Here is a 15571-nt window from a genome sequence, read left to right as displayed (position 1 = left end):
GAAAATCTAGAACTGATACCGCCGCAGTCCACCGTCTACCGGAATAACTGTGCCGGTCACGTAACGCGCCAGCGGTGAGGCCAGCCACACCGCCATCACCGCTAAGTCCTCCGGATCACCCCAAAAACGAACCGGAATTTCCGTCTCGGCGAAGTGCTTGCGGTAGTCGTCCGGATAGTTGCGCCGGATCTGCTCGCTCATGATCCGGCCGGGCGGGATCGAGTTTACCGTGATGCCATACTTGCCGACCTCCCGCGACAGGCCCTTCGCCCAAGCATGGACCGCGGCCTTGGCGGAGAACGCGGCGTTCAGGTTCTCCGGCTCGCTCTTGCCGGTAATGTTGATGATCCGACCCCAGCGGTTCTCGATCATGCCTGGCAGCAGGGCATGGGCGAGCTGGCGCGGACGCGTGAAGTTCAATGTCATTGCCTCGGTCCAGCGTTCTTCCGGCGCATCGATCGGCACGACGCGGCTGCCGCCGGCGTTGTTCAGCAGGATGTCGATCCGGCCGACCGCATTCAGCGCGGCGCTGCTCAACTTTGCCGCGGCGTGTTCCTCCATCACATCCTGCTGGATCAACACAGGCCGCGGATGCCGTTCGGCTTCGACCTCATCGGCCATGGCCTGCATCAGCTCAAGCCGCCGAGCGGCGGCGACCACCTGAACGCCCTCGCTCGCTAGCGCTTTTGCAATCGCCCTGCCAATCCCCATGCTGGCGCCAGTAACCAGAGCGGTCTTGCCCTTGAGTTTTAAATCCATTTGCCGTTCCCCCGATGCGCCTGCCCGCGACCGGGTTTCATAGCCCGGATGGTTTCAGGTGCCCATAGGCGCACCAGACACTCCGCCGGCACGTGCGGATCAGCAGATGCATCAGATCGCCTTCAACACAATCTTCACCATTGTCATCGCTGGTGTTGAAGCATTTTCTGCCAATCAGGCTCGCCCACCGGCGGAGCTTGGCGGGGAGCGACGAGATCAGCGCCCCTTGAACACCGGCTTGCGCTTTTCCATGAACGCCAGACGCGCTTCCCTGGCGTCCTCGGTCTTCGACAGCATTACCGTGATCCCCTGCTCGAACCGATAGGCGTCGCGGGCCGGCATGTGCATCGTCGTGTTCATTGAGTGCTTCGCCGCGCGCATCCCGGTCGGGCTTTTTGAGGCGATGTCGCTGGCCATCTTCATCGCCTCCGGCAGCAACTGCTCCAGCGGCACGCAGCATTCGATGACGCCGGTGCGGTAAAGTTCCTCGGCCGGGACGCGCCAGCCAGTGAAGAACATGCGCCTGGCGCGGGAGTGGCCGAACAGGGTTTGCAGCATGGCGGCACCGCCGGCGAGGCCGACATCGATCTCCGGCATGCCGAATACGGCGTTGTCGGAGGCAAGGATGATGTCGCAATGTGCCGCCAGACCTAGACCGGCGCCCAGAGCGGGGCCGTTCACCGCGGCAATGACCGGTTTGGCGCATTCGTGGATGGCGTTGAACATCTCCCGCACTAGGCGGTTGAACTTCCAGTACTCGCCGGCATTCTCGCCGGTCGGTCGTTCCTTCATGTCGGCGCCGGCGGAAAACATCCGGCCAAAGCCGGTCAGGATCGCCACCCGCACGTCGTCACGATCGGTGAAGCTGTCGAAGGCAGCGATGAGCTCTTCGCGGAACCGGTTGCTCTGGGCATTCACCGGCGGGCGATCCATCACGACGGTGGCGATGAAATCTTGCACGGTGACGTTGATCAGTTCCGCCATGACGGTTCCCCCTGGATTGGCGTTCGTCCCGGCTGTGCCATAGCTTCCGCCCAGGGTCCAGCTTGCGGACCGGGAGGAAGCAGCATGTCCATCTTCGAGCAAAACCTCGATCGCCGGCCCGCGAACCATGTTCCGTTGTCGCCGGTGTCGTTCCTGTCGCGCGCCGCGCGCATCTATCCGCAGCGCGTGGCGGTCATCCACGGCACCCGCCGCATCACCTACGCGGCGTTCCTCGACCGTGCGCGGCGGCTGGCCTCGGCGCTGGCGTGGGCTGGCGTGGGGCAGGGGGACACCGTCGCGATCATGGCGCCCAACACCCCCGAGATGCTGGAGGCGCATTACGCCGTGCCGATGCTGGGGGCCGTCCTGTGCTGCATCAATATCCGGCTGGACGCGCCGGCGGTGGGCTTCATCCTACGACATTCCGACGCCAAGGTGGTGCTGACGGATACCGAGTTCACTGCGGTGATGGCGCCGGCGACAGCGGGTCTCGAACGGCTGGTGGTGGATATCCGCGATATAGAAGGACCTGGATGCGGCTCGATCGACTACGAAAGCTTCATTGCCGGTGGCGATCCGTCGCATCCCGTCCGACTGCCGGATGACGAGTGGCAGGCGATCGCGTTGAACTACACCTCCGGCACGACCGGCAACCCGAAGGGTGTGGTGGCGCATCATCGCGGCGCCTACCTGAACGCCTGCGCCAACGCGCTGACCTTCGGCCTGTCGCCGCGGAGCGTCTATCTGTGGACGCTGCCAATGTTCCACTGCAACGGCTGGACCTATACCTGGGCGGTGACCCTGGCCGGCGGCACGCATGTCTGCCTGCGGCGGATGGAACCCGCGCTAATCTTTTCCGCCATTGCCAAACACGGCGTCACTCACATGTGCGGTGCGCCGGTCGTGCTGTCAATGCTGATCCATGCGCCGGCCGCGGTTCGGCAGGTGTTCGACCAGACGGTGAAGATCGCCACGGGCGGCGCCGCGCCGCCCTCCACCGTGATCGCGCAGATGGAGGTGATGGGCTTCGCGGTCACCCATCTGTATGGCCTGACCGAAAGCTACGGCCCATCCACTGTCTGCCTATGGCAACCCGGTCTAGACGAGCTGCCGGTCGAGCAGAAATCCGCCTTCATGGCACGCCAGGGCGTCAACACGCCGATGCTGGAGGAAGCCGCGGTGCTGAACCCCGCGACCCTGGCGCCAATGCCGCCGGATGGCGCCACGATGGGCGAGCTGATGCTGCGCGGCAATACGATCATGAAGGGCTACCTGAAGAACCCGGCCGCCACCGAAGAGGCCTTCGCCGGCGGCTGGTTCCATACCGGTGACCTCGCGGTGATGCATCCGGATGGCTACGTCGAGGTCAAGGACCGGGCCAAGGACATCATCATCTCCGGCGGCGAGAATATCTCGTCATTGGAAGTCGAGGAGGTGCTGTACAAGCATCCAAATGTGATGGAAGCGGCGGTCGTCGCTCGGCCCGACGAGAAATGGGGTGAGACACCGCAGGCGTTCGTAACCCTGAAGCCAGGGACGGAAGCAGTCACCGAGACAGCGATCATCGCCTGGTGCCGTCAGCATCTGGCGCACTACAAATGTCCAAGGTTTGTGACGTTTGGGCCGCTGCCGAAGACCTCGACGGGCAAGATCCAGAAGTTCGATCTGCGCTCCCGGGCGCAGGCTGATGCCTGAATCCAAATTGGGTGGCGTTAATCTAAACTTGCTTTTCCCATCAATCGATGCCGGATCGTGCAGTATGACACCCGAAGAGCTTGCCGCTCGGCATCCGAGGCTTCACCATGTGACCACGCCAGGCGCCTGGACCTCGATCTCGAAGCTGGGTCTACTATCCACGTCAGCCCTGCTCGCCGTGTTCGAGGTGGAGGATGCGCGCCGCGTCGAGCTGACCACGAAGCGGCGTGCCGCCGAAGTTCGTCTCGAGCATTCGGTGCATGACATAGCGATCCTGAACGACAACCTTCCGCTGAGCGAACGCGCGCTTGCATGTTGCCTTGACGGTGGACTTCTACCCGGTGATTGGCTCCGGCTTCTCAACACGCGCGTTTTCTTCTGGCCCAGCATTGATAGCCTGGCACGTCTGCTGAGCGCCAAAATGAACCGCAAACGATCACGCGAAGTGTTAACCTTCGACACGCTTGGGTTGGTGCGTGCCCATGCCGAACGGGTCGAGATCAGTCCGATCAACTCCGGCTCGACCATTCGTAAATCGGCCCGCCGCGGCGCTGATACCCTGACGCCGCTACTGACGCAGAGTTATGCAGACTGGCGGCGAAAGCGTGGCGGGCGCGACCACGTCCTGGAGGTAATCGTTCGCGATGGAATCCCCGACATCAGCCAATACCTCGTTGGTATCCGCACGGTCGAACCGCCCGACTTTGACAGCTTTGGAGCTACGCCAGGTAAGCCGCCGGAGCGTTTTCAGCCTGATTACGCATGCTGAACAGCTCTATCTGATTACTGGATCGCATGGGTGACACGCTTTCAACGTTTGGCTCAGTGTAATCATGTTCTCAAAATATTTTCTCAAGCTTGTTCAGGTATTCATCGCGTCAAAGAAATCATTGTTGGTCTTGCTATATTTCAGCTTGTCCAACAGGAACTCCATCGCGTCCACAGTGCCCATCGGATTGAGAATGCGCCGCAGCACCCACATCTTCGACAGCTCGCTGCGCTCGACCAACAGTTCCTCTTTGCGCGTGCCGGACTTGGTAATGTCGATCGCCGGGAACGAGCGCTTGTCGGACAGCTTGCGATCAAGAATGATCTCGGATGAGCGGAATGCCTGCTCACCCGATATGGTCGCCAGCACATCATACAGATCCCGCTCGCTCTTCGAGGCATCCTATCGTCCCGCAGGCGGCCATTTCGCGCGACGAAGTCCTCCATCGGTTCTGCCTTCATGTGGCCGACGATCGCCAGCACTTTATCTGTGTCGCAGGCCTCAATGGCCTTCAGGTGATGCGACGGGGCCCGGTCGGGGCGCCAAAGCCGGAGGCCGGGCTTGCCCGTTACATGTCCTCCAGCTCCCGCCCGCGCGTTTCCTTCACTGCGCGCGCGACGAAGACGAAGGCGAGGAAGGCCACGGTGGCGTAAACGCCGTAGGCGAGGCCGAGGCCGGCCGAGGCTAGCATGGGGAAGGTCTGGGAGACGAGGAAGTTCGCGACCCATTGGGCGGCGGCGGCGACCGCAAGGGCGTAGGCGCGGATCTGGTTGTTGAACATCTCACCCAGCAGCACCCACACCACCGGTCCCCAGCTCATGCCGAAGAAGACGACATAGAGGTTGGCCGCGACGACCGCGACCGTGCCGCTGGCGTCGCTCAGCACCGGGACCACGCCGCCGGCGGCCGTGGCCTCGGTCGGGGCGGTGCCGAATATGTACGCCATCGTGCCGAGGGTCGCGGCCATGCCGAGGGAGCCGACCAGGAGCAGCGGCTTGCGACCGACACGGTCGATCAGGACGATTGCCACCACGGTCGTCAGGATGTTCGTCACCGACGTGATGACGGTGATCGCCAGCGAGTTGGCTTCGGTGAAGCCGACGGCCTGCCACAGCACCGAGGAGTAGTAGAAGATGACGTTGATGCCGACGAACTGCTGGAACACCGAGAGCAGGATGCCGGTCCAGACGATTGGCAGGAGCTCGAGGAACGGCCCGCGGAGGTCGCGGAGCGACTGCGCCGTCTCGTGCTGCATGGTCTGCTGGATCTCGGCGATCTTGACCTCGGGCGGTGGTGTGCGGCTGACGAAGCGGCCCAGGATGTCGGCGGCCTCTCCGGTGCGGTGCTTGGCGACGAGGTACCGTGGCGATTCCGGGATCATGCCCGCCAGCAAGCCGTAAACAAGTGCGGGCAACGACTCGGAGATGAACATCCACCGCCACGCCTCCAGCCCGAGCCACAACTTGCCGCCCGCTCCGCCCGCCGCCGCGGCGAGCGCGTAGTCGGTGAGCAGAGCTGCGAAGATGCCGACGACGATTGCCATCTGCTGCAGGGAGCCGAGCTGGCCGCGCAGGTGGGTGGGGGAGATCTCAGCGATGTAGGCCGGGGCGATGACGCTGGCGGCGCCGACGGCAAGGCCGCCCAACACGCGGAAGAAGGTCAGCGACCAGATGTCCCAGGGCAGGCCGGCGCCGATGCCGCTAATGAAGAAGAGGACCGCAGCGCCCTGCATGACCGCGATGCGGCCGTAGCGGTTTGCGAGCGGCCCGGCGAACCAGGCGCCGACGGCCGAGCCCAGGAGGGCGCTTGCCACGGAGAAGCCGAGCAGGGCGGCGCCAACGTGGGACCATTCGCGGATCGCGCCGACCGCTCCATTAATGATCGCGGTGTCGAAGCCGAACAGGAAGCCCCCGAGCGCCGCCGCGCCGGCGACCAGGATGATGCGCCCGACCGGGGGCGCGTCCGCGGGGGCGCTTTCGGCGCCGGCGGTGGAATCGAAATCGAGGCTTGATTTCCGGTTGGCCACTGCTTCCTCCCCTGCTTCCCTTTTCCTGCGCTTTGCGCCAAAATTCTTGCTTCCGACCTGGTTCTGGCGGCCGGTGGGCTCATTGCTTAGGTTACACGACTGTCCCAATGTCGAGCAATGACGGCAGCCTTGTCGGCCGGTTGCCGACGACATCATCGCGACGCCGAGGCTGGACATCAGGGCCGCGGAGGCGCCGAAGCCGACGTTGGAGAGGAAGGTCGGCGTGTAGTAGATCATCATCTCCAGCCCGCAGTATTATCTCGTCCATTGCCTGACCCTTATTGCGGTTTTTGGCAAAACCCGTGGCGGGGGTTCCCCTAATCTTTATGAACAAACACAAAGGTGACCCTGGTCAAACCAGCCTGCCGCGGCGGGGCGGTGCCTCCCGCATCCCTGGCATCCGGGTGCGCTCGCCACACGCAGCCTGGCGGCCTCGCTCGCAACCGTGGTCGCGGAGGTGCCGGACGCTGCCGCCGGCGAAAAAACGAGTGACCACGCCTGCCAACCCGGCGCCGCGCGGCGTGATGTCACTGAAGCGGTTGCATCCGGGTTTTCTGCGCGAAACGCCCATCGAGTGCCAGGGGCGGATCTAGGTGGGCGGACCTAGGCGGATGGGCCTGGGTGGGCTTGTGCGGCGCCCTGGACGCCCGCTGGCTCCGGATTTTCGTACGCGCGGCACCGGCAACTGAGAAGCAGGTGGCCGCTGGGCGCGACGCTGCCTTGTTGGTCAAGGGCGCGCCGGGGCCGGGCGGGTCGTTACCGTCCGTGCGGCAACCGGGCAATTATCTGGACAAGCGTCCAGACCGCCAGAATCACGTATTCATAGCGTCGAAGAAATCATTGTTGGTCTTGCTATACTTCAGCTTGTCCAACAGGAACTCCATTGCGTCCACAGTGCCCATCGGATTGAGAATGCGCCGCAGCACCCACATCTTCGACAGTACGCTGCGCTCGACCAGCAGTTCCTCCTTGCGCGTGCCGGACTTGGTGATGTCGATCGCCGGGAACGACCGTTTGTCGGACAGCTTGCGATCAAGAATGATCTCTGAATTGCCGGTGCCCTTGAATTCCTCGAAGATCACCTCGTCCATGCGGCTGCCGGTATCGATCAGCGCGGTGGCAATGATGGTCAACGACCCACCTTCCTCGATATTGCGCGCCGCACCGAAGAAGCGCTTCGGGCGCTGCAACGCGTTGGCATCGACACCGCCGGTAAGCACCTTGCCGGATGATGGCACCACGGTGTTGTAGGCGCGCGCCAAGCGGGTGATGCTGTCCAGCAGGATTACCACGTCGCGCTTGTGCTCGACTAGGCGCTTGGCTTTCTCCAGCACCATCTCGGTCACCTGCACATGGCGTGTGGCAGGTTCATCGAAGGTGGAGCTGATCACCTCGCCCTTCACACTGCGCGCCATGTCGGTGACTTCCTCCGGCCGCTCATCGATCAGCAGCACGATCAGGAAGACTTCCGGATGGTTGGCGGCGATGGCGGCGGCCATGTTCTGCAGCATGACCGTCTTGCCGGTGCGCGGCGGGGCGACGATCAGCGCACGCTGGCCCTTGCCAACAGGGGAGATAAGGTCGATCACGCGCGGCGTGAAGTCCTTCGTCGGGCCCTTGGCGACGGATTGGAAGATCTCCATCTCCATCTTCAGCCGTTCCTCCGGATACAGCGGCGTCAGGTTGTCGAAGTTGACGCGATGACGCACTGATTCCGGCGGCTCGAAATTGACCGTCTCGACTTTCAGCAAGGCGAAATACCGCTCGCCTTCCCGTGGTGCCCGGATCTGGCCGTCCACCGTATCGCCAGTTCGCAGGCCAAAGCGGCGAACCTGACTGGGGCTGACGTAGATGTCATCGGGTCCCGGCAGGTAGTTTGCCTCCGGGCTGCGCAGGAAGCCGAACCCGTCGGACAGGATTTCCAAGGTGCCTTCGCCTTGGATCACCTGATCATTATCGGCAAGGTTCTTCAGGATCGCGAACATGATGTCCTGCTTGCGCAGCGACGATGCGTTCTCGACCGCCAAGGATTCAGCGAAATTCACCAGTTCGGCTGGCGACTTTTTCTTCAGTTCGGCAAGATGCATGGGAGGAGCCTCGGACGTGCGGGTGCATGCGGGAACAGGATCAGGCGAGGGAGATTAGGGGCACGGAGGCCCTGCTGATCACAGCCGGTCGGAAAATTGAATTCCAGGCGCCACATGCGAAAGCGGGGCGGCCGTTTATTCAAGATTAGACTCATACAATAGGAAGACGAGGGGACTACGTCAATATTTCCCTTAAAGGCGTTCAAACCAGATGACGAAGCATGGGATTTCGGGATGAGGGGCAGCCGGCGAACGACGAGGACCAGCTTGATCGTCCTGGCGCTGGTGCAGCAGCGTAGCCGATGCCCTGGTCGACCACCCAGTCCTAGCGATGGGCGGACCTTTCCCCACAGGCATATTGAAATTGACTGCCGTTCCTCACTCCAACCGATCCAGCGCGGCCTGCAGCCGAACAACGTCGAACTCGAAGGTTATCAGACGGTCACGGTTTTCCGCTACCACCTCCTCCTTCGCGCGCGCGACGAAGTCGGGGTTCGCCAGCTTCTGGCGTGTCTTCTTCGCCTCTGCCACCACCTTGTCGCGCTCCTTAACCAGGCGTGTCCGTTCTGCCGCGATATCGATCAGTCCTTCCAGCGGCAGCACTACGGTGGTCTGATCCAGCATCGCCAACGCAGCGCCTTTCGGCACCTCGTCGTCCAGCCGCCGTACGTCCAACGTACGGGCGAGGCGGCGGATTGCTTCGATCCAGCGATCGACTCGCGCCAGGATTTCGCTCGATGCATCACGCAGCAGCACCGGCGAGGGCTTGGACGGCGGCACATTCATTTCCGTTCGGACCGAACGGATCAGCCCGATCAACCGCACCACCCAATCAAGCTCCGCTCGCGCCTGTTCGGCCCCTGGAATTATGGCGGGTTGCGGCCATGCGGCACGGATCAAGCCACACGGCTCGCCATAGCCGAAGCGGTCCCACAGCTCCTCCGTCATGAACGGCGTCACCGGATGCAGCAGGCGCAGGATCAGGCCCAGCACATGGGCGCCGACGGCACGAATTTCGGCGGCTTCCGCCGGGTGCGCACCCTCGGCCAGGAGCGGCTTGGCGAATTCCAGGAACCAGTCACAGAACGTATTCCAGACAAAGCGGTATCCAGCGGCTGCGTAGTCGTCGAGCCGATACGCCTCCAGCGCGTCTGTCGCCTCGCGGATCGCCATGTTCGCGCTGTCAAGCAGCCAGCGAGACAGCGGCAGCGTCACCCGTGACGGGTCGAACGACGGGTCCGGGCGCATGTCATTGATCTCGCAGAAGCGCGCCGCATTCCAGAGCTTGGTGATGAAGCCGCGATAATCCTGCACCCGCGCGGCGCCGAGCTTGACATCGCGTCCTGGGCCGGTCAGGGCGCAGATGGTGAAGCGTAGGGCGTCAGCGCCGAAGCTGTCGATCAGGTCCAGCGGGTCGATGACGTTGCCGGTCGTCTTCGACATCTTGCGGCCTTTCTCGTCACGCACCAGGCCGTGAATGTAGACGGTGCGGAACGGCACGTCGCCCATGATGTGCAGACCCATCATGATCATTCGTGCGACCCAGAAGAAGATAATGTCGAAGCCGGTGACTAGAACATCACCGGGATAGTAACGTTCGACCTCCCGCGTCGATTTCGGCCAGCCAAGAGTGGAGAACGGCCACAGCGCGGAACTGAACCAGGTATCCAGCACGTCCTCATCCTGCGCCAGCGGTTCGTCGCGCCCGTAATGATCCCGCGCCTGGGCCGCCGCGCCAGCTACATCCTTGGCAACGAACACGCTGCCGTCGGGACCATACCAGGCCGGAATACGATGGCCCCACCAAAGCTGGCGGGAAATGCACCAGGGCTGGATGTCGCGCATCCAGGCAAAGAAGGTGTTCTCCCATTGCTTCGGCACAAACGCAATCTTGCCGGTCTCCACCGCCTCGATCGCCGGCTTTGCCAGGATGCCGGCGTTGCAATACCACTGCGTGGTCAGCAGCGGCTCGACCGGCACCCCGCCGCGGTCGCCATGCGGCACCTGATGGGTGTGCGGCTCGATCCTGTCGAGCAGGCTCAGCTGTTCCAGTTCCGCTACGATTGCACTGCGCGCGGCGATGCGCGGCTGCCCGGCAAGCCCGCGCACGAAAGCCGGATCGGCGATGCCCGGCATCGTAACCAATACGTCCTCGATCTCCGCCAGCGTGATCATTGCGTCGCGGTCGAGCACAGACGGCATCGGCAGGTCGTGCCGCCGGCCGACTTCGAAATCGTTGAAGTCGTGCGCCGGGGTGATCTTCACCGCGCCGGTGCCTTTTTCCGGATCGGCGTAGCTGTCACCGACGATCGGGATCGCCCGTCCGACCAGCGGCAGGATTGCACGCCTGCCAATCAGCCGGCCCAGCACCGGATGCTCCGGATGCACCGCCACCGCCGTATCGCCCAGCATCGTCTCCGGCCGGGTCGTCGCAACGGTGATGAACTGATCCGGGGCGTCGGCGATCGGGTAGCGGATGTACCAGAGCGAACCCTTGACCTCGCGCGGCTCGACCTCGAGGTCGGAAATCGCCGTTCGCAGCTTGGGATCCCAGTTCACCAGACGCCGGTCGCGATAGATCAGACCTTCGGAATATAGCCGGACGAAGGTCTCCTTCACCGCGTCCGATAGGCCGTCATCCATGGTGAAGCGTTCGCGCTGCCAGTCGAGCGAGGCGCCCAGACGGCGCAACTGTCGGGTGATGGTGCCGCCAGAGTCCGCCTTCCACTGCCAGACGCGGTCGAGGAACGCGTCCCGGCCGATCTGCCGCCGGTCCTTGCCCTCCGCCGCCAGCAGACGCTCCACCATCATCTGCGTGGCGATACCGGCGTGGTCGGTGCCGGGCTGCCACAGCACGTCGCGTCCCTGCATGCGACGCCAGCGCACCAGCGTGTCCTGCACGGTGAAGGTCAGCGCGTGGCCCACATGCAGGCTGCCGGTCACGTTCGGCGGCGGAAGCATGATGGTGAACGGCTGCGCGTTCGACGAGGGATCGCAGGCGAAACTGCCGCCCGTCTCCCAACCCGCATACAGGCGGGACTCCACGTCGGCGGGGGCGAACCGGCTGTCCAGTGTCATCGGCGTCTCAACATGGGAAATCTCCCGGCAGCAAGGGGCGGATCACCCCGGACGGCGCCGCCGCAGGGCCGGTCATGCCTGCCATAGTGCTGGGTAAACCAGCGTTCGATTGATCAGGGAACAGCCCTGGCGACGAGCCTTTCGATCTCGGCACGCACCAGACGTTCGACAAGAGGTGGCAGGTTGGTGTCCAGCCAGCCCTTCAGCAACGGCCGCACTTCCTCCCGCACCACGTCCTCGATCGTCGGACCGCCGCGATAGACCTGCGCCGTCCGGCTTGCGGCCAGGCTGCGAAGCAGGCCGTCAACCGATAATGCCGCGGCAGCAGCCGTCTCCGGCGCCAACAGCGTATGACCCTCCGTCGGCGACGGCGCTACCGGGGCCGACGCGGGCGGAAGGGATGGCGTCGGCGGTTCAACAGGGGACACCGCCGATGGTGCCTCATGGATGATGGGATCGGCGTCGCTCGGCTCTGCGGGAGCGGCCAAAGCGGCCGGCAGGGACGCGACAATCTCCGGCTCGGGTGCCGCGACCAGCATGGAATGATCGAGCAGCAGGACGTCATCCTCCGCCGGTGTTTCCTCGGGCGCGGCCGCCTCCGACCCGGGCGGCGTCTCCTCCTCGTTAAGGATGCGACGGATGGAGGCGAGAATCTCCTCCATCGACGGATCGGCGCCTTCCGCACCGGCGGGATTGCCAGAAGAAGGGGGAGATGAAGGCTGTGTCATGCGAGACCGCGGTGCGACATGGTTCAGCGGCCCGGCTGGCTAGTCGCGTAGTCGCCCAGGCCAGCCCAGCGGTCCTTCACGGCGTTGTAGTAGGCGGTGTCGTCATACAGCGGCACGGCCAGATGCATGTCCCGCGCGGTCAGACGGCCGATCGCCGCGGCCACGGCATAGGAGGCGGTGATCACCTGCGACAGGTTCTGCACCAAGGTGGTGCGGGAGGTCAGCAGAAGCTGGGTCGCGTTCAGGACGTCCAGCGTCGTGCGGCTGCCGACAATTGCTTCCCGCTCCGTGCCCTCCAGTGCGATCTGGTTGGCGCGTATTTGCGACCGGGTGCTGTCCGCCGCCGCCTTGGCGGCGACCAGCGTGTCCCATGCATTCACCGCGTTCTGCACCGCCGTCCGCTTGGCGTCGTCGATCAGCCGCTGGGTCTGCTGCTGCGATTGCCGCGCCTGGCGCACCGCCGCGTATTCCGAGCCTCCCTGATAGAGCGGCACGGAAAGCTGCGCGGTAACCACGTAGCCGTTGGCGTTGGAACTGCGGCCACCAGAATTGTTCTGCTGGAAGGTCTGCCCCTGCAAGCTGATCTGCGGCAGCAGGGCCGAGAACGCGACATCGATCGCATCCTTGGCCGCGGCATTGTTGAACAGGGCGGTGATCACGTTGGGGTTGTTAATCACGGCGACCGCGGATGCCTCGGTGTCGCTATGGACCGGCAGATTGAGCGGTTGCGGCTCGATCAGGTCCCCCGGTGGCTCGAAGCCGACAATCTGCACGAACGTGCCGCGGGAGGTTTGCAATGTGCCCTCTGCGGTCTCCCGCGTTGCCCGGGCACCCTCTAGCGCGGCCTCCGCTTGGGCGACGTCGGTGCGGGTGATCTCACCTACCCGGAACCGGTCATTGGTCGCCTGAAGCTGCTTGGCCAGGACCTGTTCGTTGTTGACCTGCAGTCCGAGCAGCTCTTTCGCCTGGATGACCCCGACATAGGCGCTGACGACATTGGTGAAGCTGGTCTGTTCCTGGGCAAGCAGCGTGGCGCGCTCCGCGTAGACCTGGTTCTTCGCGCGGTTGACGTTTCCTTGGGTCCTGCCGCCGTTGTAAAGGTTTTGCGTCACCGTCGCCTGGGCGGTGCCAATCAGGCGATCAGTCTGGACGTTCACCACCCTGTCGAAGGCTGCGGTATAGGCGCGCGACACACCGTCGCCGTAGCCGGCGGTACCTGCCAGCACCACGGTCGGCCGCCATCCCGCCAGCGCCGTCGGTACGTTCTCATCCGTCGCCCGCAGCCTTGCCCGCTCAGCCTGTAGCGCCGGCTGGTTAGCATAGGTCGCGGCCAGTGCCTCGGCCAAGGTACGCGGCACGGCGGCCGGAGTGCCGGACACCGCCTGCCCGTTTGGAGGCATCGTGGCGGGCTTGTTGGCCGCCTGCGCAAGTTTGACTGGCGGGACGACCCGCTTCGGCGGCATCGTTGGCGCAGCGGCTGTATTAGCCATCGCCGCGGCTGAAGCGGAAATCAAGCCCAGGCTGATGAGCAGACCGTGACGCAGACTCATTCGGCACCTTTTCAGACCGCCGGCCATGCCAGGCCAGCTTGTAGAGAGTCGATAAACATCCGGTTAACGCGATGATCCGGATGGAACCACTACAATCGTGTGCGCAATGCAAATTTCCTCCTAACCGTATGGCTCTGTCCACCATTCCCTTCGTTGGAACCGCGAATTGGCGTCGATGTCCGGCCAGGCGTTTCAAAATTCAAAAACCGGCGCTCGGCGAAGCGATGGGATTGCCGGCGTTCCGCAGTCAAAGATCGGGCAGGTTCCAAGCCCGGCCGGCGAAACCTCGCCGATCACTGCTTGCGTGGTCCGGCCTTCACCGCAGATGACCGCCAGGATACGGCCGTTTTCCCCATGCAGCTGACCAATCAGGGCCGTGGGGATCTCCGGTACTGCGCCTTCAATCAGGATGACATCGTAGGGCGCATTGGCCGGCCATCCGCCTGCCAGCGGCCCGGTCACCAGCGTCACACCTGGCGCTTCCGCCGGTAGCACGGCCCGCGCCAGCGCGATCAGCGCCGGCTCTTCCTCCAGCGCCGTAACCCGGCAGCCACAGTGGGCCAGAACCGCGGCGCCGTAGCCAGGGCCAGCGCCGACGACGAGCACGCGTTCGTTTTCCTGCAGCAGTGCCGCCTGAAGTAGGCGGGCCAGCACCATTGGCTCCATCATGAAGCGCCCGTTGCCGAGGGGAATGTCCTCGTCCAGATAGGCCAGCGGGACAACGGGGACAGGAAGGAAAGCTTCACGCGGAATGCGCCGCATCGCCGTCAAAATGCGGCTGTCGTTGACCTTGTTCGGACGAATTTGGCTGTTCACCATGCACGCGCGGGACGCGGCGAACATCTCGGCCCCAGGATTACTCGTCTGCAGTGCTGTCGTTTGGATGGCCATCATCGAACCCGGCTGAAGCGATGGCGCACCTTATAGCGGTGTGCATGCCGCCGCGCCAAGCCGTTGTCGAACGGCCATTTCTCAGGCGGCATCTTCCTTCCGGTCACGCACCTTCACATACGCCAGACGAGCGTGGTCCTGGCAATACGGCTTGCCCGGAATGGAAGCGTCATCACAGAACCGAAAATCCTTTTTGCCGGGTTCGCCAATTGGCCAGCAGCAGGATGGCGTTGACCGGTGATGCTGGACCGCGTGCACCGGCAGCACGACACGAACCGACGCTGGAGTGGCCGGGCGAGCCGTCACAGACTCGGATGTTGGGCGAATGAGCGGGTCCGCTTCCACCACTGGCGGCGAACGCAGCGGTTGGACCCTGGCGGGCCAAGGCGCGGTTTGCACCCTCGCGCTGGCCAGCGGCGGCAACGTCGGACCCTCCATCCGAAGCGGCGCCGGAGACTGGTCACTCAACCGATCGGCTGCATCGCGTCGAATCGGCGAGGGACGCGCGGTGAGGTCAAGGCGATGCGCCTTGCCGACGATCGCGTTCTTTGAGACCGCCAGCCTGCGGCCAATTTCGGCCGTGGAATGTCCTTGCTCCCAAAGTTCCCTCAGGTGTTGGATAGTTTCGTCGCTCCATACCATATCCTGGCCCCCCAGAGACACTAACTACTAGATACAGTATCCATTGCGTATGCGCACGGCAACGTCCGAATCGCGTCAAGTCTGAGAAAGCTGTGGACAACCACCGTGCGAATGAATTCTTGTCCGCGACGACCATGAACTGGAATGCTTCAATCGGATCTAAAGGCGGCAGCCGTGTTGTCAGGCGTGGAGCGTTTCAATTCGATCAGCAGGCAATGAAGTTCAAACCGGTTTCGGCCTGGGCAAGCGGTTCACGAAGTCACTGGCATGACCCTGTTTGAGACGGCCCGCCGCGGAATTCTGCGTTCCTTCCAAATATCCGCATGATGCCCGCCGGATGCAATTGTTTTGATGGTTTTGCG

At 63.6% G+C, this 15571-nt stretch carries 11 protein-coding genes and 1 pseudogene; 2 read left to right on the top strand and 10 right to left on the bottom strand.

Annotated features, from left to right (window positions below):
• Nucleotides 1-6: 6 nt before the first annotated feature.
• Entirely contained in the window at nucleotides 7-759 is a 753-nt protein-coding gene (locus tag ACQY4S_RS25260) for an SDR family NAD(P)-dependent oxidoreductase (protein WP_428487929.1), read from the bottom strand.
• Between the two features lie 216 nt (nucleotides 760-975).
• A complete protein-coding gene (locus ACQY4S_RS25255; protein ID WP_428487928.1) occupies nucleotides 976-1743 on the bottom strand; it encodes an enoyl-CoA hydratase/isomerase family protein in 768 nt (255 codons plus the stop codon).
• An 84-nt stretch (nucleotides 1744-1827) separates the two neighbouring features.
• On the opposite strand from ACQY4S_RS25255, the gene ACQY4S_RS25250 reads away from it, so the two are divergent.
• Nucleotides 1828-3438, top strand: a complete 1611-nt coding sequence (locus ACQY4S_RS25250) for an acyl-CoA synthetase (RefSeq protein ID WP_428487927.1) — start codon at nucleotides 1828-1830, stop codon at nucleotides 3436-3438.
• The gene (locus tag ACQY4S_RS25245; RefSeq protein WP_428487926.1) at nucleotides 3431-4207 is read left to right on the top strand and encodes a DUF7002 family protein; all 777 of its coding nucleotides are present in this window, start codon (nucleotides 3431-3433) and stop codon (nucleotides 4205-4207) included. The genes ACQY4S_RS25250 and ACQY4S_RS25245 overlap by 8 nt, the downstream gene beginning before the upstream one ends.
• 93 nt (nucleotides 4208-4300) lie before the next feature.
• Here ACQY4S_RS25245 and ACQY4S_RS25240 read toward each other — a convergent pair.
• The 8 genes and pseudogenes from ACQY4S_RS25240 to ACQY4S_RS25205 form a co-directional block, all read right to left on the bottom strand.
• A pseudogene (locus tag ACQY4S_RS25240) lies at nucleotides 4301-4540 on the bottom strand (transcription termination factor Rho); the annotation flags it as partial.
• Between the two features lie 235 nt (nucleotides 4541-4775).
• Entirely contained in the window at nucleotides 4776-6473 is a 1698-nt protein-coding gene (locus tag ACQY4S_RS25235; protein ID WP_428487925.1) for a sugar porter family MFS transporter, read from the bottom strand.
• Between the two features lie 572 nt (nucleotides 6474-7045).
• Nucleotides 7046-8320 carry a transcription termination factor Rho gene (gene rho, locus ACQY4S_RS25230; RefSeq protein WP_428487924.1) on the bottom strand — a complete coding sequence of 425 codons (1275 nt, stop codon included), beginning with the start codon at nucleotides 8318-8320 and terminating at the stop codon, nucleotides 7046-7048.
• A 378-nt stretch (nucleotides 8321-8698) separates the two neighbouring features.
• A complete protein-coding gene (locus tag ACQY4S_RS25225; RefSeq protein ID WP_428487923.1) occupies nucleotides 8699-11398 on the bottom strand; it encodes a valine--tRNA ligase in 2700 nt (899 codons plus the stop codon).
• A 113-nt stretch (nucleotides 11399-11511) separates the two neighbouring features.
• Nucleotides 11512-12060, bottom strand: coding sequence for a DUF2497 domain-containing protein (locus ACQY4S_RS25220; protein ID WP_428487922.1), 549 nt, complete (start codon nucleotides 12058-12060; stop codon nucleotides 11512-11514).
• Between the two features lie 89 nt (nucleotides 12061-12149).
• A complete protein-coding gene (locus tag ACQY4S_RS25215; RefSeq protein WP_428487921.1) occupies nucleotides 12150-13676 on the bottom strand; it encodes a TolC family outer membrane protein in 1527 nt (508 codons plus the stop codon).
• A 192-nt stretch (nucleotides 13677-13868) separates the two neighbouring features.
• Complete coding sequence (locus tag ACQY4S_RS25210; RefSeq protein WP_428487920.1) at nucleotides 13869-14570, bottom strand: protein-L-isoaspartate O-methyltransferase family protein; 702 nt, start codon at nucleotides 14568-14570, stop codon at nucleotides 13869-13871.
• 78 nt (nucleotides 14571-14648) lie between these two features.
• Nucleotides 14649-15209 (bottom strand): GcrA family cell cycle regulator, encoded by a 561-nt coding sequence (locus tag ACQY4S_RS25205; protein ID WP_428487919.1) that lies wholly within the window; start codon nucleotides 15207-15209, stop codon nucleotides 14649-14651.
• Nucleotides 15210-15571: the final 362 nt, after the last annotated feature.

Origin of the sequence: Rhodopila sp. (assembly GCF_965276935.1) — a bacterium.
Taxonomy (GTDB): Bacteria; Pseudomonadota; Alphaproteobacteria; order Acetobacterales; family Acetobacteraceae; genus Rhodopila.
This window is presented reverse-complemented; position numbering and strand designations above follow the sequence as displayed.